24 protein-coding genes and 1 tRNA gene are annotated in these 25,493 nt (G+C 66.8%); 8 read left to right on the top strand and 17 right to left on the bottom strand.

The genetic code is table 11. The annotated features are described in order from the left end of the window. The first annotated feature begins 111 nt into the window (after positions 1-111). Positions 112-1,674, top strand: a complete 1,563-nt coding sequence (locus ACP7CK_RS14755; RefSeq protein WP_426026502.1) for an alginate export family protein — start codon at positions 112-114, stop codon at positions 1,672-1,674. Positions 1,675-1,789: 115 nt separating this feature from the next. Here the strand turns inward: ACP7CK_RS14755 and ACP7CK_RS14750 are convergent, their stop codons facing one another. Then, on the bottom strand, positions 1,790-3,502 hold the full coding sequence (locus ACP7CK_RS14750) for a sulfatase family protein (RefSeq protein ID WP_426026501.1): 1,713 nt from the start codon (positions 3,500-3,502) through the stop codon (positions 1,790-1,792). A gap of 30 nt (positions 3,503-3,532) precedes the next feature. Beyond that, on the bottom strand, positions 3,533-4,501 hold the full coding sequence (locus tag ACP7CK_RS14745; protein WP_372705182.1) for a formylglycine-generating enzyme family protein: 969 nt from the start codon (positions 4,499-4,501) through the stop codon (positions 3,533-3,535). A gap of 279 nt (positions 4,502-4,780) precedes the next feature. On the opposite strand from ACP7CK_RS14745, the gene ACP7CK_RS14740 reads away from it, so the two are divergent. Continuing rightward, positions 4,781-5,830 carry a LacI family DNA-binding transcriptional regulator gene (locus ACP7CK_RS14740; RefSeq protein ID WP_426026500.1) on the top strand — a complete coding sequence of 350 codons (1,050 nt, stop codon included), beginning with the start codon at positions 4,781-4,783 and terminating at the stop codon, positions 5,828-5,830. Here the strand turns inward: ACP7CK_RS14740 and ACP7CK_RS14735 are convergent. The 14 genes from ACP7CK_RS14735 to ACP7CK_RS14670 form a co-directional block, all read right to left on the bottom strand. Continuing rightward, positions 5,827-7,749, bottom strand: a complete 1,923-nt coding sequence (locus ACP7CK_RS14735) for a glycoside hydrolase family 3 protein (protein WP_426026499.1) — start codon at positions 7,747-7,749, stop codon at positions 5,827-5,829. The genes ACP7CK_RS14740 and ACP7CK_RS14735 overlap by 4 nt on opposite strands. Before the next feature lie 266 nt (positions 7,750-8,015). Next, positions 8,016-8,092, bottom strand: a tRNA-Arg gene (locus ACP7CK_RS14730). Between the two features lie 218 nt (positions 8,093-8,310). After that, the gene (locus ACP7CK_RS14725) at positions 8,311-8,781 is read right to left on the bottom strand and encodes a hypothetical protein (protein ID WP_008262327.1); all 471 of its coding nucleotides are present in this window, start codon (positions 8,779-8,781) and stop codon (positions 8,311-8,313) included. Next, a complete protein-coding gene (locus tag ACP7CK_RS14720) occupies positions 8,778-9,371 on the bottom strand; it encodes a response regulator (RefSeq protein WP_292150761.1) in 594 nt (197 codons plus the stop codon). The genes ACP7CK_RS14725 and ACP7CK_RS14720 overlap by 4 nt, the downstream gene beginning before the upstream one ends. 4 nt (positions 9,372-9,375) lie before the next feature. Continuing rightward, positions 9,376-9,717 carry a hypothetical protein gene (locus ACP7CK_RS14715; RefSeq protein WP_008258631.1) on the bottom strand — a complete coding sequence of 114 codons (342 nt, stop codon included), beginning with the start codon at positions 9,715-9,717 and terminating at the stop codon, positions 9,376-9,378. Further along, positions 9,717-10,262, bottom strand: a complete 546-nt coding sequence (locus ACP7CK_RS14710) for a chemotaxis protein CheD (protein ID WP_008263088.1) — start codon at positions 10,260-10,262, stop codon at positions 9,717-9,719. The genes ACP7CK_RS14715 and ACP7CK_RS14710 overlap by 1 nt, the downstream gene beginning before the upstream one ends. Further along, complete coding sequence (locus ACP7CK_RS14705) at positions 10,259-10,648, bottom strand: response regulator (RefSeq protein ID WP_008262387.1); 390 nt, start codon at positions 10,646-10,648, stop codon at positions 10,259-10,261. The genes ACP7CK_RS14710 and ACP7CK_RS14705 overlap by 4 nt, the downstream gene beginning before the upstream one ends. Before the next feature lie 17 nt (positions 10,649-10,665). Continuing rightward, positions 10,666-11,706, bottom strand: coding sequence for a protein-glutamate methylesterase/protein-glutamine glutaminase (locus ACP7CK_RS14700; RefSeq protein WP_035310620.1), 1,041 nt, complete (start codon positions 11,704-11,706; stop codon positions 10,666-10,668). Then, positions 11,706-12,566, bottom strand: a complete 861-nt coding sequence (locus ACP7CK_RS14695) for a CheR family methyltransferase (protein ID WP_008261553.1) — start codon at positions 12,564-12,566, stop codon at positions 11,706-11,708. The genes ACP7CK_RS14700 and ACP7CK_RS14695 overlap by 1 nt, the downstream gene beginning before the upstream one ends. Beyond that, the gene (locus tag ACP7CK_RS14690; RefSeq protein ID WP_008262141.1) at positions 12,563-13,018 is read right to left on the bottom strand and encodes a chemotaxis protein CheW; all 456 of its coding nucleotides are present in this window, start codon (positions 13,016-13,018) and stop codon (positions 12,563-12,565) included. The genes ACP7CK_RS14695 and ACP7CK_RS14690 overlap by 4 nt, the downstream gene beginning before the upstream one ends. A 3-nt stretch (positions 13,019-13,021) precedes the next feature. Beyond that, positions 13,022-15,292 (bottom strand): chemotaxis protein CheA, encoded by a 2,271-nt coding sequence (locus ACP7CK_RS14685; protein WP_426026498.1) that lies wholly within the window; start codon positions 15,290-15,292, stop codon positions 13,022-13,024. A gap of 27 nt (positions 15,293-15,319) precedes the next feature. Next, positions 15,320-15,685: a response regulator gene (locus ACP7CK_RS14680; protein WP_008263015.1), complete on the bottom strand. Its 366-nt coding sequence runs from the start codon at positions 15,683-15,685 to the stop codon at positions 15,320-15,322. Next, positions 15,682-15,984, bottom strand: coding sequence for an STAS domain-containing protein (locus ACP7CK_RS14675; RefSeq protein ID WP_008261250.1), 303 nt, complete (start codon positions 15,982-15,984; stop codon positions 15,682-15,684). The genes ACP7CK_RS14680 and ACP7CK_RS14675 overlap by 4 nt, the downstream gene beginning before the upstream one ends. A gap of 73 nt (positions 15,985-16,057) precedes the next feature. Beyond that, a complete protein-coding gene (locus tag ACP7CK_RS14670) occupies positions 16,058-17,998 on the bottom strand; it encodes a methyl-accepting chemotaxis protein (RefSeq protein WP_426026669.1) in 1,941 nt (646 codons plus the stop codon). 581 nt (positions 17,999-18,579) lie between these two features. Between ACP7CK_RS14670 and ACP7CK_RS14665 the strand changes: the two genes are divergently transcribed. From ACP7CK_RS14665 to ACP7CK_RS14650, 4 genes are read left to right on the top strand one after another with little or no spacing between them, the layout of a single operon-like run. Next, on the top strand, positions 18,580-19,914 hold the full coding sequence (locus tag ACP7CK_RS14665) for a two-component system sensor histidine kinase NtrB (protein ID WP_426026497.1): 1,335 nt from the start codon (positions 18,580-18,582) through the stop codon (positions 19,912-19,914). After that, positions 19,911-20,522 (top strand): response regulator FixJ, encoded by a 612-nt coding sequence (fixJ, locus tag ACP7CK_RS14660; protein WP_426026496.1) that lies wholly within the window; start codon positions 19,911-19,913, stop codon positions 20,520-20,522. The genes ACP7CK_RS14665 and fixJ overlap by 4 nt, the downstream gene beginning before the upstream one ends. Positions 20,523-20,568: 46 nt before the next feature. Then, positions 20,569-23,073 (top strand): helicase-related protein, encoded by a 2,505-nt coding sequence (locus ACP7CK_RS14655; protein ID WP_426026495.1) that lies wholly within the window; start codon positions 20,569-20,571, stop codon positions 23,071-23,073. Then, complete coding sequence (locus ACP7CK_RS14650) at positions 23,070-23,351, top strand: RNA-binding S4 domain-containing protein (RefSeq protein ID WP_426026494.1); 282 nt, start codon at positions 23,070-23,072, stop codon at positions 23,349-23,351. The genes ACP7CK_RS14655 and ACP7CK_RS14650 overlap by 4 nt, the downstream gene beginning before the upstream one ends. A gap of 27 nt (positions 23,352-23,378) precedes the next feature. On the opposite strand, the gene ACP7CK_RS14645 is transcribed toward ACP7CK_RS14650, so the two are convergent. Further along, entirely contained in the window at positions 23,379-24,005 is a 627-nt protein-coding gene (locus ACP7CK_RS14645) for a YceI family protein (RefSeq protein WP_155988087.1), read from the bottom strand. A 188-nt stretch (positions 24,006-24,193) separates the two neighbouring features. Here ACP7CK_RS14645 and fdxA point away from each other — a divergent pair, with 188 nt between their 5' ends. Beyond that, positions 24,194-24,535 carry a ferredoxin FdxA gene (fdxA, locus tag ACP7CK_RS14640; RefSeq protein WP_017505910.1) on the top strand — a complete coding sequence of 114 codons (342 nt, stop codon included), beginning with the start codon at positions 24,194-24,196 and terminating at the stop codon, positions 24,533-24,535. A gap of 325 nt (positions 24,536-24,860) precedes the next feature. Continuing rightward, entirely contained in the window at positions 24,861-25,391 is a 531-nt protein-coding gene (locus tag ACP7CK_RS14635; RefSeq protein WP_008260268.1) for a CarD family transcriptional regulator, read from the top strand. Positions 25,392-25,493: the final 102 nt, after the last annotated feature.

Genomic DNA, 25,493 nt, shown 5'->3' with positions numbered 1-25,493 from the left:
GCGACACGCCTCCGATTCACGCGAGCCGTACCGCGTTGACTAAACACGCGGCCCCGGATTAGTTTACCGCTAAATTATAGCGATAAACCATGCTGCCCTCGGGAGGGAAACTTGAAGAACACCGCAATGCGCCGCGCGCCGCGCCGGCTTAGCCCTGCGTCGCGTATGGGCGGCCTCGCCTCCGCCGTCTGTCTTTCGGCCATCGGCTTTGACCAGGCCGAGGCGCAGGCGGTGGCCGACGCGTCCTCGGCGACCACCCCTTCCGCATCGGCGGGCGCCGCCCCTGGAACCCAGACGGCTTCAGCCCCCGCAGCACCGGCCCGGGCCCTGCCCCCGTCGCTGCACCAGGGCCAAAAGGCGGGCGGCTTCCAGACTCTTCGGGCCAACGACAGTTTTCCGAAACCGGCCGCCGCGAACGCGCCCTGGGACGAGCGCCTGAAACATGTGCCCTTGTCGGCCGACGGACAGATCTGGGTCACCTTCAGCGGCGAAGAACGCATGTTGATGCAGAACTTCAACCGTCCGTCGATCGGAACCGCATCGCCTGCCCTGGCCAGTCTTTCCTTCCAGTTTCGTCACCAGTACGGCGCCGACCTGCACCTGGGTGAACGCCTGCGTGTCTTCGGACAGATCGTCAGCGGCCAGGTGACCGGCGACAACTATGTATCCCCCGTCTTTGGACGGCAGCAGAACGCCCTGGAGCTTGGTCAGGCGTTCGTCGAGTACAGCCGGCCGCTTTACAATGGGCGCGCCGGGGTCAGGGTCGGCCGACAGCAGACGCATCTGGGATCGGGCCAGTTGATCTCGGCCCAGCCGATCCACAACATCGAGCGCAATTTCGACGGCGTGCGGGCCTACTACGCCGCCAAGGCTTTCCGGTTCGACGCCTTCGCCTATCGACCTCTGGTGCATGAACGCGGCGCTTTCGACGACACGGTCGACGACACCACCGCGATCTGGGGCGCCTATGGCGCCTTCGCCCTGCCGCGCCGTCAGCATGTCTCGCTGAATTTCGACGCCTATTACGTCGGCTATCGCGACGAAGAGAGCGCGTTGCTGAAAGCCACAAGCGTCCAGGACATCAGCTCCTTCGGGGTTCGACTGTATGGGAGCATCCATGGCGCGCAGATTGACGCCAATCTGATCCAGCAGACCGGGGATGTGGGCCCCAAGACGATCGACGCCTGGGCCATGGTGAACAGCATCCGCTATCCGGTGCCCGGCGCACCGCGCAATCTGACGCTCCAACTGGTCTCGAATGTCGCGTCGGGCGGATCGCGCGAGGGCGATGTCATCCGCACCTTCGATCCGCTGTACAGCGTTCAACGTCACGCCAACTTCGCCAGCTCCATCGGCTTCACGAACTTTGTGGACGTGGGCGGAGGCTTCACCTTCGATGCGACCGACAAGCTCGAGTTGGGCGCATCCCTTCGCGCCTTCTGGCGCTACTCCATCGAGGACGGCTATTCGCTGGGCTACCAGACCGCCGTGAACAATCGCAAGACCGATGCGCGCTTCATCGGCCTGCTGCCCGGCGTCGCCGCCAACTATAATTTGAACAAACATGTCTCGGTGAAGGGCTCGATCAGCCCGCTTCTGGCCTCCGACGGATACAAGGCCATCGGCGAGGACGGCATGAAGTCCTACCAGCTTGAGTTGCTCTATATCTGGTGACGTCGGGCGCGCGACGTCCGTCCGCACATAATGAGGCCCGCCGCGCTGAACGCACGGCGGGCCTTCAAGACTGAAGCAAAGACCCGGCCTGCGCTGCAGGCCGGGTCTTTCTGTCTTATTTCTTCTCGGGTTCCGCCGCCGGTCGGGCGGGGAAATAGGCCCGGCCGGCCGCATCGGCTTCGGCCTTGGCCGGCGTGTCGGGGAACAGTCCGTTCATCCGCCCGGGCCGGTTGGGCGCGACATACCATTCGGCGGGGAAGTCGGCGGCGCGAGCGCCATTGACGTCACGGTCGACCAGGCCTGCGCTGGTCCGTTCCGTATAGGGGATGACATGGTCGCCGCCGCGGGTCGCCAGCGAGGCGTGCAGGGCGTGGCGCAGTTCGCGTTTTCGCTCGGCGTAGGCCGGGTCGTTGACGAGGTTGTTCATCTCGTCCGGGTCAGTGGACAGATCATACACCTCCTCGATGTCCCAGACGCCGTGATACTGGATGTACTTCACCCCGTTCCGCGTGATGGAGAAGGTGGTCGGCGTCTGCGGGAAGGTCCACTCCCAGTAGTATTCGTAGACGAAGTCATTGGTGTCCCAGGCCTTGGGCGTCACCTCGCCCTCGGCCAGCGGCAGGAAGCTCTTGCCCTCCATCTGCGCCGGCTCGGCGACCCCGGCTGCGTCAAGGAAGGTCGGGGCCAGATCCAGATTGCGCACCACGGCGGGATTGACCACGCCAGCCTGAACATGACCGGGCGCATAGACGACCATCGGCACCCGGACCGAAGGCTGGTAGGCGTTGCGCTTGTCGATCAGGCCGTGTTCGCCGAACATGAAGCCGTTGTCGCTGTAGAAGACGACCATGGTGTTCTGTTCCAGGCCGTTGTCTCGCAGATACTGGAGAAGGCGCCCCAGGCTGTCGTCCACCGGGGTCAGGGTGCGGTAGATGTCGCGCACCTGCTCACGAAGATCCCGGTTCGTATGATAGGGGAAGTCCGCCCCGTGCCAGCTGTTGCGCTGGTTCTGCACCCAAACGGGTTTGCCGCGATTGTTCTCCGGCGTGTTCGCCATCGACGCCGGCAGGGTGATTTCCAGATCGCTGTACTGGTCAGCATAGCGCGCCGGAGGCATGGCGTCGGAATGGACGGCCTTGTGCGACAGATACAGGAAGAAGGGCTTGGCCGGATCACGCCCATGCTCCAGCCAGTCCATCGCATAGTCCGTCAGATCGTCGGTGATATAGGTGCGCTGCTTGGTCGGCACGCCATCCACATTCAGCATCTGCCGCTGACCCGCAGCCAGTTGGGCGGGGCTCATCCGGTCTTCGGGGAAGTAGAAGCCCTGCCCCTTGAAACTGACCCAACGGTCAAAGCCCGGACGCGGCGCGTCGGTGTCGCTGCCCATATGCCATTTGCCGAAGAAGCCCGTCTGATAGCCGGCCTGTTGCAGATAGCTCGGGAAGAAGACCAGCCCCTCCTCCGACGAGTTGTTGTTGTCGATCACGCGGTGATTGCGAGGCGACTGGCCGGTCAGAATGGTCGCCCGGCTGGGCGAGCATAGCGAGGACGTCACCACGGCGTTCGGGAAATAGGTCCCGTTCTTGGCCATGAAGTCGATGTTGGGCGTGTTCAGCCCCGGCGTCAGGAAGCCCATGGCGTCGAAGCGCAGGTCGTCCACCAGCACGAAGATCATGTTCATCGGCTGGGCCTGGCGCGCCGGGGCGGCGGCGGAAGCCGAGGCCGCAGTCGTCTGGGCCGCAGTCGTCTGGGCAAGCGCCGGCTGGGCCACGAAACAGGATGCGGCGAGCAGGATCGCGCGGAAGCTTTTCAGGGTCGGTCTCATGCGCAAGCGCTCCAGGTTGGGATCAGGGTGTCAGACTGCGCGGATGACGCAGCGAAAGCCGATATGTGTGGTGGCGGAATCTATGGGCTGCGGATGGCGTGCGCCGGGCCGATAGCGTCGGCAGTAGCTGTCGGCGCAGAGGTGCGATCCGCCCTTCAGCACCTTGCGCCCGATTGGACGCCCCGGCGCGTCCGGGTCATAGCTGAACTCCTGGCGCGGCCCGCGGGGATTGAGGGGGGCGCAGCACGGAGACTTGGCGGCCGAGGCTGCGGCGCTGGCGGAATACCAGTCGGCCGTCCACTCCCAGACATTGCCGATCATGTCGTAGAGACCGTAGCCGTTGGCCGGATAGCTGCGGACGGGCGCCGTCGTCTTCAGCCCCTCGGGGGCGTGGTTGGCGTGCGGGAATTCGCCGTCCCAGTATTTCGCCAGGCGAACGCCCTGCGGCGCCAGTTCGTCGCCCCAGGCGTAGTCGGCGCCGTCCAGCCCGCCGCGCGCCGCATATTCCCATTCCGCTTCACTGGGCAGGCTCTTGCCGGCCCAGACCGCATAGGCCTTGGCGTCGGGAAAGGCGACGTGGACCACAGGATGATCCTCGCGACCCTCGATCGAACTTTCCGGCCCGGCGGGATGGCGCCAGTCCGCGCCCAGCTTGAAGGCCCACCACTGCATGGGGTCGTCCAGTCGAACAGGCCCGGGCGGCGGCGTGAACACCAGGGATCCCGGCTGGGCCAGGGCCGGATCCATGCCCGGATAGTCGCGCGGATCAGGCGCGATCTCGGCCAGGGTGACGTAGCCCGTGTCCGCGACAAAGGCGGCGAAGTCGCGATTGCACACCGGCGTCTCGTCGATCCAGAACCCATCGACCTTTACCGGGCGAACGGGGGTCTCATCCGCATAGAAGCTGTCGCAGCCCATGCTGAACCGGCCGCCCTCGATCCGGCGCATGCCGGCGAAACGGTCTGCCGCCGAACGCCTTGATTTCTGTCTGGACGTCATGCGGACCTACTGGGCAGACGCCGGGGCCTGAAACAGCAGAGCCCAAGGCAGCAGGGGGCGAAGCGACGAGCCGTCCAGCGCGGCCGAAACGGCGACGGAGCCGTCGCGCATAGAGCCGGAACGATGCGTTTGAATCACGGAAACCTCCAAGCCGATCTGATGTCGGTTTATCGCTAAAATGCATGAGCGGAGAAGGTTGTCAAACGCACTCGGGGTCTGCGCCATTGACGGTTGCGCCGCCAGGCCTCACGTCAGACCGGCAATCACAAGAGGCGAGTCTTGGCGCGAGCGCAGAGGAAATCGACCCGCGCGGTCACCATGCAGGAGGTCGCCGCCCAGGCCGGCGTCTCGGTCATGACGGTGTCCAATGTCCTGACCGGCAAGAAGTTGGTGACCGACGCCACCCGCGCTGCGGTCATGCAGGCGGTCGAAGCCCTCCACTATGTCCCGAATATCGCCGCGCGCAGCCTGGCCAGCGCGGCGCCCGAGCGGGTCGGCGTGCATTTCCGCAATACCGAGAACGACTATCTCAGCGCCATGGTGATCGGCGCCGTGGACACCACCTCGCGAATGGGCGCGCAGATGCTGGTCGGCCGGTGGGATTTCGAAGGCGACCAGTCGCCGATGAACGTCCTGCGCCAACTGGTCCGGAGCGGCGCCCAGGGCGTTCTCGTCGCCCCGCCCTTCTGCGAGACCCTGACCGCCGACGATCTGGCGGAATTCGAAGGCATCGCCCTGATGGGCGTGTCCACAGGCGACAATCTGCCGCGACTGTCCAGCGTGCGCATCGACGACCGGGGCGCCGCCCGGGCGATGACCAGACGCCTCATCGCCCTGGGCCACCGACGGATCGGCTTCATCAAGGGCGCGCCGAATCACCTCAGCACCACCACGCGGTTCGCGGGCTATCGAGAGGCGTTGCAGGACGCCGCCCTGGTTTTCGATCCTGAACTCGTCGTAGACGGCGATCTGACCTTCGATTCAGGACTGGTCGCCATGAACCGCCTGATGCGCCTCACGCCACGCCCCACCGCCGTCCTCTCGTGCAACGACGACATGGCGGCGGCGGCGATCGCGGTCGCTCAGAAGCTGGGCCTGGTCGTGCCCGACGACGTCTCCATCGCCGGGTTTGACGACAGCCCCTTGGCCATTCGGGTCGAGCCCAAGCTGACCACGGTGCGCCAGCCCGTGGCGGAAATCGCCGGCCAGGCCGTCAGGCTCCTGATCGAGGCGATCCGAAATCCCGACGCGCCCCGCCCTGTCGTCACCCATATGGTCGAGCATCAGCTGATCGAGCGCGGCTCGACCGGCATCGCCCCAGTGGCCTAGTTCCGGGGGGCGCCCCGTCCGTATCCGCGCGGATACAGGGGCGCGGCGCTGTCGTCCGGCCGGGCCGGATCCTGGGCCTCGACCGCCGCCATGCTGGAGGGCAGTTCGAACGGGAGACGGCCCTCGCCCCTGGCCTGGCCCGTCGCCACATCGAGGACCGCCGCATCGCTGGCGCCGAAGGTGGCGATCAGCACGTCGGTCTTGTCACGGATGTTGGTCAGGATGGCGGGACGATCCAGATTGACGGCGACCACGCTGCGCCGCGCGGCCCGTGCCTGTTTGACGGCCTCATAGTCCGCATCCCCGTCACGGAAATCGAGACGGCCCTCGTTCTGGCGCGCGCCGAAGAAATGATGGGGATGAAGCCGTTCGAAGGGGGCGTTCACCCGCACCAGGGCCAGATCGGCTTGCGCCGGGTCGGACGCCACGGCCCAGCCGCGGCGACGGGCTTCTTCCGGATCGACATTATAGAGCCACACCGTCTTGACGCCCTCGGCCGTCAGCGGCCGGCCGCCGTCTTCCAGGACGACCTGCGCCCGGCGCTGGGCCAGGTCGGCCTGGGCCCGAGACTGGGGATCGCCGACGACCCGTTCCGCGACATCCGGATCGACATAGGGATTGTCGAACAGACCGAGCTGGAACTTCAGCGTCATGATGCGCCGCACCGCCTCGTCGAGGCGCGCCGCCGGAACCTGGCCGTCGCGAACGGCCTGCAACAGCATCGCGCCGTCATTGACCCCGCCGAACTGATCGATCCCTGCGGTCACGCCCTTGGCGAACCGCTCCGGCTGGGTCAGCCCCTCGACGCCCCAGGGCATGCCGATGTCCTTGGCAGTCTGCGGATGATCGGCGGTCGGCGCACGGCAGGCCGCGTCGCAGTTGTTGGTGATCGCCCAGTCCGACAGGACCAGCCCCTTGAATCCCTTCTTGTCCCGCAAAAGGTCGGTCAGAAGTTGCCTGTTGAATCCGGCCGCGACCGGCTCAAGCGGGGCGCCGTCCAGGCTGACGCCTTCAAGGATCGGATAGGTCGGCATGACGCCGGCCACACCCGCCGCAAAGGCTCCGTCGAAGGCGGCGACATGTTCGGCGAAGCTGGCGTTGTCCAGCCGCGCCACCCGCCCATAGATATTATGCCCATCAAACCCCTCGGGCTCGGCCCCGTATCCGACCCAGTGTTTGACGACAGTCGCGACGCCGTCCGGCCGCACGCCGTCCGTCCCGCCCTGGAAACCTTCCACATAGGCCTGGACCATCCGCGACACATCGGCGGGGTCTGATCCAAAGGTCGCCGTCACGCGCGGCCAGCGCGGCTCGCTGGCCAGGTCGGCCTGGGGCGACAGCGCCATCTGGATGCCCACGGCCCGGTATTCACGGCGCGCCACCTCCCCGAAGCGGCGAACCAGGTCGGCGTCGCCCGTGGCGGCCAGGCCCAGGGTTTCAGGCCACAGCGAAAATCCACCGCCGGCGGTGCTGGCGCCCAGCACCGCCTGGAAGTGATTGCGGGGGTCCGTGCTGATCGTGACCGGGATTCCCAGGCGGGTCTGTTCGGCCAGCCTCTGGACTTCATTGTTCTGCTCGGCCAACCGACGCGGCGTCACGACCAGACGGGTGATGAAGCTGTTCAGATGGCGTTCGCCGATCATGACCCCGACCTGGTCCAGGTCATAGATCGCGCCGCCGTGCCCCAGTTCGTCGCCTGCCGGCAGGCTGCCATGCATCATGGCGCCCACCTTTTCTTCCAGCGTCATCTGGCGCACCAGATCATCGACGCGCGCGTCGATCGACTGACCTGCATCCTCGTACACGTCGCGACGGCCGTTGTGGTTCAGATCGCGATAGGCGTCAGGCGTGGCCGCCTGGACGCCTTGGCCCGAGGCCATCACCGCCAACAGAGCGGATAGACAGACGTGCAGCTTCATGTGGTTCTCCCGACGCTTGCGGCTCTTCGCCGCCTGTTGGTTTAGCGCTATATCCGGGAGATGCGCTTTCTCCAATGACGGGTGACGCGCTTAAATGTCGCTCATCGACCCGAAACGATCGCTGCGGCTGGTTACGCTCTCCAGCTTGGGAATGGGCAACTTCGGGAAATGGCGCCCGGGCGACCCGCAAAGCTTTGCGATCCAATCGCAAGTTTAGGCGGCCTCGGTGTGTTTTGAGCGAGTTCTAAGTGGTCTCGACAAAAACATGGCGACCCCGGGAGGACTCCAACCTCCGACCTCGGCTTTAGGAAAGCCTTGCTCTATGCGGCTGAGCTACGGGGCCACGCGGGATGACCTAGCGGTTCGTCGGGCGGGGGGAAAGATGGGGCGGGGGTCGATGTGCGATTTCGGTCCTGGACCGGGACCTTGCCGCAACGATCTGGTTGTGGTTAATAGATCTTAAGATACAATATCTTGCGGTGAACAAATCGCGAATCGAGGCCTGTGTCCGATTCGGTCCTGATTCGTTTCGCCCCTGTTCCGGATTCGGGAAGGGCGGCGTTAACCGGGGTGCACGGCCTGTTCGGCCACGGCGCGCAGACCCGCCAGCATCTGATCGACGGCCTCGCCGCCCTGGCAGTCGTTCGCCAGGATCAGGCTCAGGGCGCGGGCGTGGACCTGAACCTCGGGCCAGGACCAGGCGTCGGCGGCGGCCATCCGGTGGGCGGCGTCGCACAGGCTGTAGGCCGCCGCATAGAAGGGCGGGATCTCCATGAAACCTGACATGTCGACCAGGGCTGACGCCAGGGCGTAGACCTCGCCGTCGGCGCCGGCCGGGCGGTCGGCGCACAGGCGGTTCAGGGCGTCGACCTTGTCCTGAAGCACAAGCAGGGTCCGGCCGCGCTGTTCCCCCAGCCCCTCTTCGGCGCGCGCGACGGCGTCCGCGATGGGCACGCCGCCTGGGCGCGCCATCTGGCGCTGAAGCGACGTCTGGACGTTTCGGAGACGGGGCGGGGTCGCATCTGCGGTCACAGGGCCACCTTCATCGGCTTCAACAGCATGTCGATATCGTCCTGATCCATATTGGCCTCGACGGCCTCGCCCAGTTCACCCGACAGGTCGGTCTGGCGGCGACCTTCCTCTCCGGGCGGGGGACCATAGTTGCGCACGCGGCGATCGGGTCCAACGTAGTTTTCGACTTCGACGAACTGGCGCGTTTCGCCGCCCAGCCAGATGATCCGCTTCAGCAGGACCGCCGGAGTCAGGGGTTTGGCGACGATGAAGCTGGCGCCGCAGTCGCGCCCCTTGGCGACCAGGGCGCGGGCGGCGTGGCCCAGGATCATGATGACGGGCGTGAAACGGATCGGCTCGGACGCCTCTCGCCTGAGCCAGCGGACGAAATCATAGCCGTCCATCTCGGGCATGGCGCAGTCGATCAGGATCAGGTCGACGGACCGGCGCTGGACCAGTTCGACCGCATCCTTGGCCGAGGGACACTTCAACTGTTCGCGAACTCCGAACCCCTGAACGATCGAACTCAGAAGATCGAGCGATGTCGGCTGATCATCGACGAGCAGAACCGTCGAATGCGCCAGATTGATCTTGTCCGGCGTCTTGGGCACGGCGTCAGAACAGCATGAGGTCGCCCGAATCGGCAGCCTCGGTCGTCTTGACGCCGGCGGCGGGGCGCAGGCGCACCGCCATGTCGGCCAGGGAGATCCGGCTCACGGATTCCGCCGGTGTCGCGCCGTCGCCCAGCATTCTCAGCACGCCGGACAGGGCTTCCAGCCTTTGGGTCAGGGCGTCCAGGGCCTGGGCCTCGGTCAGGGCCTCCGCCCGATCCTCCGCCGGCGCGCGCCGCACCAGACGGCTGACCAGGGCCTCGACGTGATCGATCCCCTCGCGCACACGCATCAGCTCGTCGGCGACGGCGACCAGGAGGTGGGCGTGTTCGGGAGGGGCGTGCATCAGAAGAGCTCCAGGGCGCCCGTATCGACGGGGGGCCGAACGACGGGGACGGGCTTGGGCGCGACGGTGTCGGTCACGGCGCGCTGCATGGCCTTGCCGGTCACCGGCCAGTAGTGCAGGCGGCGTCCGCCGTCCCCGCGCAGGCTGCCGCCCACCACGGGAATGCCTTCGTCACGCAGGAATTTCTCGGCGAAGTCGGCGTTCGAGCGGCCGACGTCGCGCAGACTGTCGAACATGCGGCCGCCGCCGAACAGCTTGGCCTCCAGCCGCTCGCGGCGTCCGCCGGCCTTCAGCAAGTCGTTGATCAGAAGCTCCATCGCATAGGCGCCGTAGCGACGCCCCGCGTCGGTTCCCGCGCCGGATCCCTCGGGCAGCAGGAAGTGGTTCATCCCGCCGATCCCGGCGACCGGATCGCGCAGGCACATGGCCACGCAGGAGCCCAGAATGGTGCTGAGGACCACGTCCGGGTCGGACGTGATATGATGCTCGCCCTGGCCGACGTGCAGTCGTTTTTCCTTGTTGTCCTTGAGGGCCGAGAAACTCATGTCAGCGGACCGAAGACGGCTTCCAGCTTGCCCTTCAGTTGGGCCACCGTGAAGGGTTTGACCAGATAGTTGTTGACGCCGAACTGCACCGCCCGCTGCACCAGTTCGCGGTCGGCGCGGCCGGTCAGCATGATGAAGGCGGTCTTGGACGTCGGCGGGTGGGCGCGCACGGCGCGCAGCAGGCCCAGTCCGTCCAGGTTCGGCATGTTGTAGTCGGAGATGATCAGGTGCGCAGGCTTGGAAATGATGTCGCGCAGGGCGATTTCACCGTCGGCGGCTTCGCGGATCTCGCGCACGCCCAGTTGTTGCAGGCTGGTGCGAACCAGCGAGCGCATCGTCATCTGATCATCGACGACCAGGCAGTGGAGAGAGGCGGCGGCGGGCATGATGGCGCTCCCGGGGGTCAGGCGATCGACCGTGCGCCCGAGTCGGCGCACAGTTCTAGAATAGCGGGGGACAGGCGGTGGAGCGGCAGCTGCCGTTCCACGGCGCCCAGTTCGAAGGCGGCTTTCGGCATGCCGTAGACGACCGAGGTCGATTCGTCCTGGCCCAGGGTGCGGCCGCCGGCGTCGCGAATGGCCTTCAGGCCCTTGGCGCCGTCCTTGCCCATGCCGGTCAGGATCACGCCGGTCATCGGCCGCTTCAACCGGACGAGGGACTCGAACATGACGTCGACCGACGGACGGTGGCCGTTGACCGGGTCGCTCTGCACCAGATGGCAGCGGGGGGTCATGCCGGGCGTCAGCTCCAGATGAGCCGCGCCGCCCGGCGCCAGATAGATGTGGCCGGCCTTAAGTTGCGCGCCTTCATAGGCTTCGGTCACGGTCGGGGCGCAGACGCGGTCCAGACGGGCGGCGAAGCTGGCGGTGAAGGTCGCCGGCATGTGCTGGGTGATGATGGTCGCCGGGCAGTTGGCCGGGAAGCCGCTCAGAACGGTCAGAAGGGCTTCGACCCCGCCGGTCGACGAGCCGATGGCCAGGATATGGCTGGCGGCCGGGCGATAGGCGCTGGGCGCCGCCGCCGAGGCCGGCATGTCGGCGCGGGCGCGGACGCGCGAACGCGCCGCCGTCTTCACCTTCTCGATCAGGTCGTGGAAGGCGTCGACGCTGGCCACGGCCGGTTTGGCCACCGCGTCCACCGCGCCGATTTCCAGCGCCGCCAGGGTCACGTCCGTGCCCGCCGCCGTCAGGGTCGAGACCATGACCACCGGCATGGGCCGCAGCCGCATGATCTTCTCGAGGAACTCCAGCCCGTTCATGTTGGGCATCTCGACATCCAGGGTCAGGACGTCGGGATTGAGCTCCTTGATGGCGGCGCGGGCCTCGATCGGATCGGCGGCCGTGCCGACGACCTCGATTTCGGGATCCGACTTCAGGGCGGCCGAGATCAGGCCGCGCATCGTCAGGCTGTCGTCCACCACGAGGACTTTGATCTTGGCGCTCATCATGCGGCTCCCAGGCGGTAGGTGGTCAGGCCCGCGGTCTGCAGCAGGCTGGCGGCCGGCCCAGCCACGCGTTCGGAATGGCCGATATAGAGGGTGGCGCCGGGGTTCATCAGGGGGACGAAGCGGCTCCACACCCGCTCCTGGGTGGGATCATCGAAATAGATCACCACGTTGCGACAGAAGATGACGTCGAACTTGCCCTTCATCGGCCAGTCGCCGATCAGGTTCAGTTCCTTGAACGACACCAGGCGTTTCAGCTGCGGCCCGGCGGTCCAGGCGCCACGATCGGCGCGGTTGAAATACTTGCGCCACAGGGTGACCGGCGCCGGTTCCAGCGCCTCTTCGGAATAGGTCCCGTCGTGGCCCTGAGCGACCATGTTGGGGTCGATGTCGGTGGCCAGGATGCGCACGTCCAGGTCCGCCGCCTCGGGCAGGACCGACAGCACCGTCAGGGCCATCGAATAGGGCTCCTGCCCGTTCGAACAGGCCGCCGACCACAGCCGCACCCGGCCGCCGGCGCGGGCGCGCTCGACCAGTTTCGGCAGGACCCGGTCGCGCAGGTCGTCGAAATGGTGGGGCTCGCGATAGAAGCGGGTGACATTGGTCGTCAGGGCGGCCGTCATCTTCTGCCGCTCGTCGACCCCGTCCACGCCCTCGACCAGGGCGCAGTAGTCGCGGAAACTCGACAAACCCAGGGTCCGCAGCCGTTTGGCCAGGCGCGAATAGACCAGAGCCGCCTTGCCCTCGTTCAGGGCGATGCCCGCGTGGGCATGAAGCATTTCGGCGATCTGACGGAAATCCTCGGCGGTGAAGACGAATTCGCCCTCGACGATGGATCCCCGTCCTGGGGCGGGATTCATGCGGCTTCAGCCTCGATATGGGGCAGGATGTGGTCCAGTTCGATCAGGCTGATCATGCGCCCGTCGATCGAGAATATCCCCTTGACGAAGGTCTTGACCTGGTCGCTGGCGACGTCGGGCGTCGGCTGGACCGAGGCCTCGTTCATCTCCAGGATGTCCGACACGGCGTCCACCAGCAGCCCCACCATCCGGCCGCCGATATGGGCGACCATGATGACGTGACGGGCCGTCGGCTCGGACGTCTCCAGACCGAAGCGCGCGCCCAGGTCGATGATCGGCAGGACGGTGCCGCGCAGGTTGATGACGCCCTTCATATAGCCGGGCGAGCGCGGCAGCGGCGTCGCCGGGGTCCAGCCGCGAATTTCACGCACCGACATGATGTCGACGCAGAATTCCTGGCGGCCGATGCGGAAGGCGATGAGTTCGCGTTGGGAGTCGTTGGCTTCGGTCATGGCTCAGCTCGCAAGCTTGAAATCGGGGCGGGAAGATCGGCGGCGCATGTCTGTGACCAGGACGTCCACGTCGAGGATCAGGGCCACGCGACCGTCGCCCAGGATGGTGGCGGCGGCGATGCCCTCCACCTGCTGGTAGTTGGTCTCGAGGCTCTTGATCACGACCTGGCGCTGGCCCTGGATGGCGTCGAACAGCAGGGCCGCCTGTTGGCCGCCCTCGGTCTCGACGACCACGGCGACGCCTTCGGACGGAACCACCGGGGTGTCGCGGAAGCCCATGGTCATCGCCACATCGATCAGGGGCAGGAAGCGGTCGCGGAAGCGGATCACCGGATCGACCCCGCCGACATAATGCAGGTCGCCTTCTTGCGGCGTCAGGCTTTCGACGATGGCGGGCAGCGGGGCGATCAGGATCTGGTCGGCGGCGGACACCACCATGCCGTCCAGCACCGCCAGGGTCAGCGGCAGGCTGAGGGTGAAGGTCGATCCCTTGCCCGGAACCGAACTGATCGAGATACGGCCGCCCAGGGCCTGGATCGAGCGCTTGACCACGTCCATGCCCACCCCGCGGCCCGAGATGTCGGACACCACGGCGGCGGTCGAGAAACCGGGCAGGAAGATCAGATTGTCGATCTGCTCGTCGGTCAGGGCGGCGTCCGGCGCGACCAGCCCCTTGTCGATGGCGATCTTCTTGACCCGCTCGCGATTGATCCCGCGCCCGTCGTCGGAGATTTCGATGACGATGCGGCCGGACCGGTGCAGGGCGGCCAGGCGAACCGTGCCCTCGGCCGTCTTGCCGGCGGCGATCCGCTCGTCGGGCGTCTCCAGGCCGTGGTCGATGGCGTTGCGCAGCATGTGGGTGATGGGCTCGGCCAGGCGTTCGACCACGGTCTTGTCGACCTCGGTGTCCTCGCCGGCGGTGACCAGACGAACCTGTTTGGAGACCATGTCGGCGACTTCGCGGACCAGGCGCGGCATGCGCTGGAACACCGACTTCACCGGCTGGGCGCGAATGGCCATGACGCTGTCCTGGATCTCGCGCGTCAGAAGCTCGAGGTCTTCCAAGCCCAGGGCGATGCCGGACGAGCGGGCCAGGCCGCTTTCCAGCACGCGTTGCGACAGCATGGCCTGCTGGATGACCAGTTCGCCGACCACATTGATCAGGCGATCGACCCGGTCCAGATCGACGCGGATGGTGACAGGGGCCGGCGCGACGGGCGCCGCGACCTGGGCGGGCGGAATCGGCGCGGCCGGCGCCGGGGCGGCGGCGACCGGAGCGGGAGCGGGAGCCGGAGCGGCCGGAGCGGGAGCCGGGGCGACGGCTTCGGGGGCTGGGGCGGGGGCGGGGGCGACAGCCTTGGGGATCGGCTGTTCGGCGGCGGGCGCGTCGCCTGCGGCCTTGGCCAGCAGGGCCGCGATATCCAGTTCGTCGCTGGCGGGCAGCACCGCCGGCGGCTCTTCCTCGAAGACGAGGACCGGTTCCGATCCGCCGCCCAAGGGCGAGATCGTCAGGTCGCAGTCGGCCTCGACGAAGTCGAACACCTCGCGCACGACCTTCTCTTCGATCGCTGCGGTCAGATCGATGGTCCAGGTCAGATAGCCGTCCTCGGCGACCAGCACGTCCAGCGTCGGCAGCGCGCTGTCGTCCACCGACACCGTGATCGGTCCCAGGCGGCCCAGTTCGCGCAGCAACAGGCCGGCTTCGTTGGCGCTGCCGTACATGCGGCCATGGGGCTTGAACAGGATGCGCCAGCCCGTCTGGGCCTCGGCTGCGACGGCTTCAGGCTCGCCGAGGGACGGCAGGGGTTCGTCCAGCGGGACGTCGAAGGCCATCGGCACGAAGCCGAAGTCGTCTTCGTCCTCCTCGACCACCGGCGGCGCCTCGCCGCCGTGGGTCAGCAGTTCCAGTTCGTGAACCAGACCGGCCGAACGCTCCTCGTCGACCGGCGGGGCCAAGCCTTGCGCGGCCTGGATGTGATCGGCCAGCACGTCGGAGGCGCGCAGCAGGGTCTTGATCGTCACCGTGTCGCACGGCTTGCGACCGGCGCGCAGCTCGTCCATCAGCGTTTCGAAGACGTGGGCGAAACGGACCAGAGCCTCCAGACCAAACGCCCCCGCCCCACCCTTCACCGAGTGAACGGCGCGGAAGACGGCGTTGATGGTTTCAAGGTCGGTCTGACCCTGTTCCAGCAGCATCAGCTTCGATTCCAGTTCCGCGAGCAGTTCGTCGCATTCCTGGAAGAAGGTGGCTTTGATGGCTTCGAAGGCGTCCATGGCTTGCGGCCGATCGATCTGTGAGGGTTAGGCCGCGACGCGGCGGACGGCGTCGACCAGCTTGACGGGATCGAACGGCTTGACGATCCAGCCGGTGGCGCCGGCGGCGCGGGCGCGGGCCTTCTTCTCGGCGTCGCTCTCGGTCGTCAGCACCAGGCACGGGGTGGTCCGGTGGTTCGGATCGGCGCGCATGCCTTCGATGAAGCCGAAGCCGTCCATGCGGGGCATGTTGATGTCGGTGATGACCACGTCCGCGCCTTGCGCGGCCAGGGTCTCCAGACCATCAATGCCGTCGACGGCCTGGATCACGGTGTAACCCGCGTCCTCCAGGGCCATCAGCAGCATGTCGCGCATGGTGCGGGAATCATCGACGGTCAGGACTGTCTTTTTCACGCGAGAGCTCCTTCAAGGGGATCTTGGGCAAGGGGGTCGGGGACATTGGTTTCGGACGCGCCGAAGGCGGTCCACTGTTCGGAAAAACCTTGGGATTGAGGCGTGATCGTCAGATCGACGCCGTCGGCGGCCCAGGTCTTGCGGGCCGACAACAACACCTGCAGGCAGAGACCGCCCAGACGCTCGACGTTCGAGGCGTCCAGCGTGACCGGCTGACCCCGTCGCGCCAGCAGCTCCGCCTTCAAAGGCTCGGCCGCATTCATATCCAGCACCGTCGCCAGCACGATGGCGTCCGTCATGAGAAGTTCCCTTCGTCTGCCCCGAGACCATGCATGGCACAGCTTTGGTAAATAGCCTTTGAAGACGGAATCATCAGAACTCCTCCCAACCTTCCGGATCGGCCTCGACCTTGGGCGCGGCGCCGCCGCGGCCGACGGTCTTCAGGGCCTGGATCATGCGATTGACGGGCTTGGGCGCGGCCTGTGGCGCAGGGGCGGGGCGAGCGGGCGCCGGGCTGCGACGGGCAGCGGCGGCATGACCCTCTGAACCCTGGCCGACCTTGAACTGGGCCACGGACGTCTGCAGGGCTTCCGCCTCCTGGGCCAGCGAATGGCTGGCGGCGGTCGACTGCTCGACCATGGCGGCGTTCTGCTGGGTGACCTGGTCCATCTGGTTCACGGCGGTATTGACCTGGGCCAGGCCGACGGCCTGTTCCTGGGCCGAGGCGGCGATCTCCGACACCAGGCCGTCGATCTCGGCGACCCGGTCCACGATCCGCTGCAGGGCCTCGCCGGTCTGACCGACCAGTTTCACGCCCGAGCCCACTTGGGTGGTCGAGGCGGAAATCAGGGTCTTGATCTCCTTGGCCGCCTCGGCCGAACGCTGGGCCAGGGCCCGCACTTCGGAGGCCACCACCGCAAAGCCGCGACCGGCCTCGCCAGCCCGCGCCGCTTCCACGCCGGCGTTCAGGGCCAGAAGATTGGTCTGGAAGGCGATCTCGTCGATCACGCCGATGATCTGGTTGATCTGGGAGGACGAACCCTCGATCGCCTGCATGGCCGAGACGGCGTCGCGGACGATGACGCCAGAGGTCTCGGCGTCGCCCTTGGCGGCCTGGACCACGTCCGAGGCCTGGCGGGCGCCGGAGGCGGTCTTGTTCACCGTGGCTGTGATCTCGTCCAGGGCGGCGGCGGTTTCCTCCAGAGAGGCCGCCTGCTGTTCGGTGCGGCGCGACAGGTCGTCGGCGGCCTGCGAAATCTCGCCGGCGCCCGAGCGGATGCCCGCCACATTGCTGAGCACCACGCTCATGGCCTGCTGCAACTGGGCGATGGCGGTGTTGAAGTCGGACTTCAGCTTCTCGGCGCGCGGGGCGACCTCGGCGGTGAACCGGTGGGTCAGATCGCCGTTCGACATGGCGGCCAGACCGTCGGCCAGGGCCGTCAGGGCGACATGATCCTCTTCGGCGATGCGCGCCTTCTCGGCTTCATTGGCCAGACGCTCGGTTTCGCTCATCGAGCGGGTCGAGGCGGCCTCGGCCTCGATGCGGGTCTTTTCGACGGCGGCGTCGCGGAAGGCGACGATCGCCTGGCCCATCTTGCCGAACTCGTCCTTGCGGTCGGCGCCGACGATCTGGATCGAGGTGTCGCCCGCCATCAACTTCTGCATATAGCCGATCATGCTCATCGTCGGCCGCACGATGGCGCGGGTCACGCCGAAACCGACCGCCAGGGACAGCAGCAGAACGGAGACCAGACCGATCATCACCGCCAGCATGGCGTTCTTGGTCGCCGTCGCCTGCGCGTCGCGCGTAACCACCAGCGCCGCTTCGTTGGCGGCCTTCAGCTCATCGACCGCCTCTTCCGCCGGCGCGATATAGGTGTCCGCGACGCCTTCGCGCCCGACCATGTTCTCGGCTTCCTCCACGCGGCCTTCGCGCACCAGGACCTGTCCGACCTGGACGACGTTCTTGTACCATTCGGCGTTCGCCTTGATCGCCCGGTCTATCGGCGCCGTGCGATCCGCAGGCAGGCCGGCGCGCTCTTCTTCCAGGGCGGCGATGAATTTGGCGCGGTGGGCGTCAAGTCGCTCGGTGTAGTAGGGGTCGCCCGAGAGCAGGTAGCCTCGATAGGCGTTCTCCTGCCTGGCCAGATAGAATTCCGCCCGGGCCGTGGCGCGGGTCATGGCGTTCTCAATGCTGCGGTCCTCGCCCGCGCTCTGGAGGGCCAAAAGATTCGCCACGACGACGGCGCCCATGACGGCGATGGCGACCAGCACCAGCGCAAACGCGCTGAACAGCTTGCGCCCAACCGGCATGTTTTCAGTAAACTTCACGCGTACTCTCCTCGGTATCGCAAAAAATCAGATCGAATCCGCAGAGACGGCGAACCCGTCCGAGTGGAGTCTCCCAAGGTCGCATCCCGATCCGCCTGCAGCCGCTGCGACCGCCGGACATCCGCCGACCTGCGCTTGGCGCGGATCGGTCGAACGCCTGGACGTCGACGGGCTTTGGAGAAGGATTTCGGGGAACATCAACGACCTCGGAGCATCTGCATTCTGCCCGGGAACCATGAGATGATGATTAATATGATTTCTGAACCGCACCCTAGGTAGGAATGCGTAAGCGTGACGGCCCACTCCGCGCCGACGGGAATTTTCGCTCATCAGGCGAACCTGATCGCAAAAATTAATTATGCGTGCTTTTCCCTAACTTCAGGAATGATATAGAGATTGGGTCAAAAAAGCGGCAGGGACGTGACGACAATGGTTTCGCAGATGCGAAATATCGCATGATGCAAGCACGACCGGCGGCTTCTACTAGACCTGCTCTGCCCCGGCTTATGGTTCGATTTGCCCGGACGTATTGGGGCGGCTTTTTGCTTGCCGCCGGGTGCGTATTGGTTGGATCGGCTTTCCGCCTGACTATCCAGACTGTCGGCCACGTCCACTATCTGCCCATGCTGGCGGCGGTGATGGCGACCGCCCTGGTGGCCCAGCGCCCGGCGACCTTCACGGCGATCGTCCTGTCCGTCATCGCCGACATGCTGATCCTGCCTCGACAGGGGATTGCGAACGCCGTCGTCCACGCCGCCCTGTTCGTCGCCGTGGCCCTTGTGATGGCGGAGGTCTGTCACCGTCTGGCCAGCCGCAGCGCCCTGTTGGACAGCATACTGGCCTCCGTTCCGGTCGTGACCTTGAACGGCGAGGGCCGCATTCTGCGAATCACCCCGGCCGCCGCCGATCTGCTCGGCGTCACGCCTGAAGAGGCCCTCTCCCGCCCCTTCAGCACCTTCGCCACCGATTTTGACACGACCGCGCTCGCCGCCGTGATCGAGGGCGCCCCGCTGTCCCTTCCGGCGACCGGATCCTGGTTGGCGCGGCGTCCGGACGGAGAGATCGTCCCCATGACGATCCACGCCAGCCTTCTTTCCTCGAGCGTGGATCCCGAGCGGATGGTGCTGTCCCTCGGCGACCAGCGGCAAACCACGGCCGCCAATGAGCGCATGCGCGACCTGATGAACCAACTCAGCAAGAGCTGGCGGCTGAACTCCATGGGCGAAATGGCGGCGACCCTGGCGCACGAACTGAACCAGCCCCTGACGGCCGCCACGGTCTATCTGCATGCAGGCCAGACCGACATCGCCCGGGCGGGGCCGCTGGGCGACAGCGCCGGCCGCGCCCTGGATCTGGCCAAAACCCAGCTCATTCGGGCCGGCGACATCATTCGCCGCATGCGCGAATTCGTCTCGACCGGCGCCCGCGAACTGACGGACCAGCGCGTCTCCTCGATGATCGAAGACCTGCGCCCCCTCTTCGACCTGATCCGCATGGACACAGGGGTGGTGATCCGCGTCGATGTGCGCGACGTCGGCGATCATGTGCTGGCGGATCGCATCCAGTTCCAGCAAGCGATCAACAATCTGGTCCGCAACGCCGTCGACGCCGTCGCCGGGCGCGAACTCGGCCTGGTGCGCATCACCGGCCGCAGTCTTGGAAACCAAGGTTACGAGATCGTCGTAGAAGATGACGGTCCTGGAATTCCGGAGGACCAGATGGACCGGATCTTCCAGCCGATGACCACGACCAAGGCGAGCGGAATGGGCCTGGGCCTGTCCGTCACCCGCTCGATCATCGAGAGCCATGACTCCGTCCTGACCGTCGGCCGCAGTCCGCTGGGCGGCGCGGCCTTCTCCTTCTGTCTTTCTCCCGTCTTGGAGCTCGAAGCCGCATGACTCAACACTCCGTCTTCGTGATCGACGACGATCAGGCCTTGCGGGATTCGCTGTTGATGCTCCTGCGGGGCGAGGGCATTCGCGCCCGCGGCTTCCCCAGCGCCACCGCCTTCCTGGACGCCCTGCCCGAAGAAAGGACGGCCTGCGTCATCACCGATCTGCGCATGCCGCAGATGGAAGGCGCCGAGTTGATCCGTCATCTGTCTCGATTGCGCGGCGAGACCTGGCCCGTGATCGTCATCACCGGTCACGCCGAGGTGCCTCTGGCGGTTCAGCTGATGAAGGCGGGCGTCGTCGACTTCATCGAAAAACCCTTCGACCCGAACCGTATTCTCGAGGCCGTGCGCGGCTGTCTGTCCGCCTTGGAGCGCCAGGAGGTCGAGAGCGAGGCGCGCGAGGAGGCGACGTCCCGCCTGGCCAGTCTGACGCCGCGCGAACGTCAGGTGTTCGAGGCCCTGATCGACGGCAAGTCGAACAAGGAAATCGCCATCAGCCTCAGCATCAGCCCCCGAACGGTCGAGATCTTCCGCGCCAAGGTGATGCAGAAGATGCAGGCCACCAGCCTGTCCATGCTGGTGCGGATGGGGCTGCGCTGCGCCGAAGTCTGAAAAGGCCCTTGAGCCGCACGGCGATCATCGCCACCTTGCAGGGGTCATGAGCGACCGGTCCGCAGGCCTCGCCCCTTCCCGCGTCACGGCGGTGCTGGGGCCCACCAACACCGGCAAGACCCATCTGGCGGTCGAGCGGATGCTGGGTCACGCCTCGGGCATGATCGGCCTGCCGCTGCGGCTGCTGGCGCGCGAAATCTATGAGCGTATCGTCAGGCAGCGCGGCGCCGCCGCCGTCGCCCTGATCACGGGCGAGGAAAAGATCGTCCCGCCGCGCCCGCACTATTTCGTCTGCACCGTCGAGGCCATGCCGCTGGAGCGGTCGGTGGAATTCCTGGCCATCGACGAGATCCAGCTGGTCGCCGACCCCGAGCGCGGCCACGTCTTCACCCAGCGGCTACTGCACGCGCGCGGCCGGTTCGAGACCATGTTCCTGGGCGCCGGGACCATGGAGCCCCTGATCCGCCGTCTGGTCCCGGACGTCGAGATCGTGACCCGCGACCGGCTGTCCACCCTGTCCTACGCCGGGTCCAAGAAGCTGACCCGCCTGCCCCGCCGCAGCGCCATCGTCGCCTTCTCGACCGAGCGGGTCTACGCCATCGCCGAACTGATCCGCCGCCAGCGTGGCGGCGCCGCCGTGGTCATGGGCAGCCTCTCGCCCCGCACCCGCAACGCCCAGGTCGCCCTTTACCAGTCGGGCGAGGTGGACTTCCTGGTCGCCACCGACGCCATCGGCATGGGGCTGAACATGGACGTGGACCATGTCGCCTTCGCTGGCTTGCGCAAGTTCGACGGACGGCGGACCCGCTGGCTGCACGCCCACGAGATCGGCCAGATCGCCGGCCGCGCCGGCCGCCATCTGCGCGACGGGACGTTCGGCGTCACGGCCGAGGCCGAGGATCTGGACGCCGATCTGGTGGAACAGGTGGTCGAGCACCGGTTCGATCCGGTCGAGGCGGCGGAATGGCGTAACGCCAGACTGGACTTCGACACCCTGCCCGACCTGTTGCGCTCCCTGACGGTCACGCCCCAGCGCAGCGGCCTCAGCCTGACCGCCGAAGCCCTGGACGAGACCCTGCTGCGCCGCCTGATCAAGGACGAGGAAGTGGCCCGCATCGGCCGTTCGCGCGGCGCCGTCATGCGGCTGTGGGAAGCCTGCCAGCTGCCCGACTTCCAGAAGACGACGCTGGACGAGCACGCCCGCCTGGCCAGGGACGTCTTCCACGCCCTGACCGGCAAGCGGGGCCGGCTGACCGACGACTGGATGGCGCCGCGCTTCGCCTTCGTGGATCGCGACGACGGCCAGATCGACCAGCTGTCGGCCCGGCTTTCGGCCGTCCGCACCCTGTCCTACATCGCCAACCGCCCCGACTGGGTTCACGACGCGCAAGGCTGGCGCGACAAGACGCGGGCGCTGGAGGACCGGCTGTCCGACGTCCTGCACGAGCGGCTAACCGCCCGGTTCGTCGATCGCCGCACAACCGCCCTGATGCGGGCCCTGAACGTCCGCGAGGATACGTTCGCGGGCGTCGCCGACGACGGCGAGGTGACGGTCGAGGGCCAGGTGGTGGGCCAGTTGGACGGCGTCCGTTTTCAGATGGAGAAGGGCGCCTCCGCCCTGGAGGACCGCACCCTGCGCCAGGCCGCGGTCCGCGCCGTCACGCCCGAGATCAACCGCCGCCTGGGCCGTCTGGCCGCCGAGACCGACGAGGCCTTCGCCGTCACGCCGGACGGGGCCGTCCTGTGGCGCGGCGTCCTGACCGCCCAGATCCAGTCCACGCCGACCGGCGCCGATCCCTTCTCGCCCTCCGTCCGGCTGCTGGGCGAACTGGGTCCGACGCCCGCCCGCGAGCGCGCCAAGCGTCGGATCGAGGCCTGGCTGGCGTTCGAGGCCGGCCGCGCCCTGCGCGACCTGCGCCGCCTGCGTCAGGCGGTCGAGTCCGGCGCGCTCAAGGGTCTGCCCCGCGGCATCGCCTTCCGCCTGATCGAGGCCGGGGGCCTGATCGACCGCCGCGACGTCGAACGCGACCTGGCCGCCCTCAGCCAGGTCGAGCGCCGCACGCTGAAAAGCTTCGCCATCCGCGTCGGGGTTCATTCCGTCTGGCTGCCCGGCCTGCAGAAGCCCCGCGCCCGCCATTTCGCCCAGGCCTTCCTGGACGCCCCCCTGATTCCCGCGACGCCCGATCTGATTCCCGCGCCGCCCGAACCACCCTCGCCCCGCCTGCTCTCGGCCCACGGCCTGCGCGCGGCCGGCCGCTGGCTGGCGCCCGTCGAGACCCTGGAGAAGATGGCCGATCTGCGCGCCGCCAATACCGCGGACCGCGGCCGCCTGTCCGACGCCGCCCTGATCGACCTGGGCTGGACCGCCGATCAGGCCAAACAGGTCATCGCCGCCCTGAAGACCGAACGCGCCCGACAGCCCGACAAGCCCGGCGTCGCGCCGAAGCCGCCCAAGGATTCGCCCTTCGCCGCCCTGGCCGTCCTGACAGCGCCCCCGACGCCGCCGGCGCGCGCCAAACGCCGTCGCCCTCGCCGAAAGGCCCAGGCTTGAGCGACGACGCCTGCCGCATCGACATCTGGCTGTGGCGGGCGCGTTTCTTGAAGACGCGAAGCCTGGCCGCCGCCCTCGTCGAACGCGGCGCGGTGCGTTTGACGCATCAGGGGCGGGAGATCCGGCTGGACAAGCCCAGTCGCTGCGTCCGCCCCGGCGATCTGCTGACCTTCGCCAAGAACGGCCGGGTCACGACCCTGCGCGTGGAGGCGATGGGCGAAAGGCGCGGGCCGCCTGAAGAAGCCCGCGCCCTCTATTCCCTGATTATCGCGCCCTGAGGGCCAGGGGCCCGGCGCGAAAATCGCTTACTGCTTCAGGACGAACTCGCCCTCGATGTGCAGCTTCACCTCGTCGGACACGGCCGGCAGGGCGTAGTTGATGCCGAAGTCCGAGCGCTTGATGACAGCTTCCCCGTCGAAGCCGGCCTTGTAGGCGCCCATGGCGGTTCCGGCCTGGTTGAACTCGACCTCGATGGTCACAGGCTTGGTCACGCCGCGCAGGGTCAGGTCGCCGACCACGGTCGCCTCGTTGGCGTCATCGGCGTCGACCGTCACGGAACGCGAGACGAAGGTCGCGGTCGGATGATTGGCGGTGTCGAAGAAGTCGGCGGTCTGCAGGTGGGCCTTCAGCTTGTCGTCGTTCGGGGCGACGTCGGTCAGCGGGATGGTGGCGGTCAGGGTGGAGGCCGAGGGATTGGCGACGTCCAGCTTCAGCTCGGCCTTCACGTTCACGAACTGGCCCGTGTAGGTCGAGAAGCCGAGGTGGTTCACCGACCAGGTGATCTTGCCGTGGCCGGAGTCGAGATCATAGGCGCCGGCGGTCACTTCCGACGGGGTCTTGGTCAGGGCGGCCTGGGCCACCACCGCGCCGCCGGCGGCGAGGCTGACGGCCAGGGCGCCGGCGAGGGCGTATTTCATGAAGGGGGTGCGCATGGGGAATGTTCCGGTTGAAGAGGATCGTTATATGCAATCAACACAGTTGCGATTAAGCCTGACTGTTGTCAAGTCGTGTCAGACCGCCTGCGAACGTCTCCCACCTTAAGCCGCGCTGTTGACAGTTGGTTGCGTGGCCGCCATGTCGCAGGCCTCCCACCCACAGTTTCGCCCCCGTTCGCCGCCCCATGACCTACATCGTCACCGACGCCTGCGTGAAATGTAAGTTCATGGACTGCGTCGAGGTCTGTCCGGTGGACTGCTTCTACGAGGGCGAAAACTTCCTGGTCATCGCCCCGGACGAGTGCATCGACTGCGGCGTGTGCGAGCCCGAATGCCCCGTCGACGCCATCGTGCCCGACACCGAGGACGAGCCGGACGGCAAGTGGCTGCAGGTCAACGCCGAATACGCCAAGGTCTGGCCCAATATCACCGTCAAGGGGACGCCCCCCGCCGACCGCGAACAATATGAGCGCGAGACGGGCAAGTACGAGAAATACTTCAGCCCCAAGCCCGGCAAGGGCTCCTGATTTCTCGACGACTTTCGGCGCCTCGCCCCGCCGAACGGCCAAGGTTGAACTGTCGCAAATCCACGTCCGCCCTGTGGACGTTTTGAAATTCCGCAAATTTGTGATAGGTTCTGTTTCATTGGATCGGGCGGTCCGCGAAATCTTCGCGCCGCCCGTGTTTGCGACAGAATCCCGCCCACAGACGGGATCGGCCAGAGGTTTGGTGATCCGTTTCCGCATTTGACGCCCAGCATCATCCCGACCGACGGAGAGATCCGGCGGCCGAGATCCTGTTTGCGTTTCCTGCGCCTTCGCGTCGCCCGGCCCTGACCGGGAAAGGACGAATATGACGAGCAAGACTGGTCTGGAGTTCAAGGTTGGCGACGCGGTCGTCTATCCGGCGCACGGCGTCGGCAAAGTCGCGGCGGTCGAGACTCAGGAAGTCGCGGGCATGTCGCTGGAAGTCTATGTCGTGACCTTCGACCACGAGAAGATGACCCTGCGCGTCCCGACCAAGAAGGCTGCGACGGCAGGCCTGCGTTCGCTGGCCGCCGACGACGTCGTGACCAAGGCCCTGACCACCCTGAAGGGGCGCGCCCGCATCAAGCGCACCATGTGGTCGCGTCGCGCCCAGGAATACGAGGCCAAGATCAACTCGGGCGACCTGATCTCCATCGCCGAAGTGGTCCGCGACCTGCACCGCGCCGACACCCAGCCGGAACAGTCCTATTCGGAGCGCCAGCTCTATGAATCGGCCCTGGACCGGATGGCGCGCGAAGTCGCCGCCGCCAACAAGATCGACAAGGACGCCGCCGTCGAACTGCTGGCCAAGTCGCTCAGCGCCAAGAAGCCGATCCCGACCGCCGAAGCCGCCTGAATACAGGTTGGGGCTTCCGCCTCGAACCAACGGAAAGGCCCCGGAACGATCCGGGGCCTTTTTGGTTTGACCGACATCAAGGCGCGCCTGCGGCTTCGACGT

The organism is Brevundimonas sp. TSRC1-1 (genome assembly GCF_049898245.1).
GTDB classification, from domain to species: domain Bacteria; phylum Pseudomonadota; class Alphaproteobacteria; order Caulobacterales; family Caulobacteraceae; genus Brevundimonas; species Brevundimonas mediterranea_A.
The sequence above is the reverse complement of the archived record's forward strand: the minus strand, read 5'-3'. Positions and strand labels throughout refer to the sequence as shown.

Excerpts from the sequence above, each read along its gene's own strand:
- ACP7CK_RS14750 (WP_426026501.1), bottom strand. The coding sequence starts at position 3,502 with ATGAGACCGACCCTGAAAAGCTTCCGCGCGATCCTGCTCGCCGCATCC.
- ACP7CK_RS14745 (WP_372705182.1), bottom strand. The coding sequence starts at position 4,501 with ATGACGTCCAGACAGAAATCAAGGCGTTCGGCGGCAGACCGTTTCGCC.
- ACP7CK_RS14735 (WP_426026499.1), bottom strand. The coding sequence starts at position 7,749 with ATGAAGCTGCACGTCTGTCTATCCGCTCTGTTGGCGGTGATGGCCTCG.
- ACP7CK_RS14715 (WP_008258631.1), bottom strand. The coding sequence starts at position 9,717 with ATGCACGCCCCTCCCGAACACGCCCACCTCCTGGTCGCCGTCGCCGAC.
- ACP7CK_RS14710 (WP_008263088.1), bottom strand. The coding sequence starts at position 10,262 with ATGAGTTTCTCGGCCCTCAAGGACAACAAGGAAAAACGACTGCACGTC.
- ACP7CK_RS14705 (WP_008262387.1), bottom strand. The coding sequence starts at position 10,648 with ATGCCCGCCGCCGCCTCTCTCCACTGCCTGGTCGTCGATGATCAGATG.
- ACP7CK_RS14700 (WP_035310620.1), bottom strand. The coding sequence starts at position 11,706 with ATGAGCGCCAAGATCAAAGTCCTCGTGGTGGACGACAGCCTGACGATG.
- ACP7CK_RS14695 (WP_008261553.1), bottom strand. The coding sequence starts at position 12,566 with ATGAATCCCGCCCCAGGACGGGGATCCATCGTCGAGGGCGAATTCGTC.
- ACP7CK_RS14690 (WP_008262141.1), bottom strand. The coding sequence starts at position 13,018 with ATGACCGAAGCCAACGACTCCCAACGCGAACTCATCGCCTTCCGCATC.
- ACP7CK_RS14685 (WP_426026498.1), bottom strand. The coding sequence starts at position 15,292 with ATGGACGCCTTCGAAGCCATCAAAGCCACCTTCTTCCAGGAATGCGAC.
- ACP7CK_RS14675 (WP_008261250.1), bottom strand. The coding sequence starts at position 15,984 with ATGACGGACGCCATCGTGCTGGCGACGGTGCTGGATATGAATGCGGCC.
- ACP7CK_RS14670 (WP_426026669.1), bottom strand. The coding sequence starts at position 17,998 with ATGCCGGTTGGGCGCAAGCTGTTCAGCGCGTTTGCGCTGGTGCTGGTC.
- fixJ (WP_426026496.1), top strand. The coding sequence starts at position 19,911 with ATGACTCAACACTCCGTCTTCGTGATCGACGACGATCAGGCCTTGCGG.
- ACP7CK_RS14655 (WP_426026495.1), top strand. The coding sequence starts at position 20,569 with ATGAGCGACCGGTCCGCAGGCCTCGCCCCTTCCCGCGTCACGGCGGTG.
- ACP7CK_RS14645 (WP_155988087.1), bottom strand. The coding sequence starts at position 24,005 with ATGCGCACCCCCTTCATGAAATACGCCCTCGCCGGCGCCCTGGCCGTC.
- fdxA (WP_017505910.1), top strand. The coding sequence starts at position 24,194 with ATGACCTACATCGTCACCGACGCCTGCGTGAAATGTAAGTTCATGGAC.
- ACP7CK_RS14635 (WP_008260268.1), top strand. The coding sequence starts at position 24,861 with ATGACGAGCAAGACTGGTCTGGAGTTCAAGGTTGGCGACGCGGTCGTC.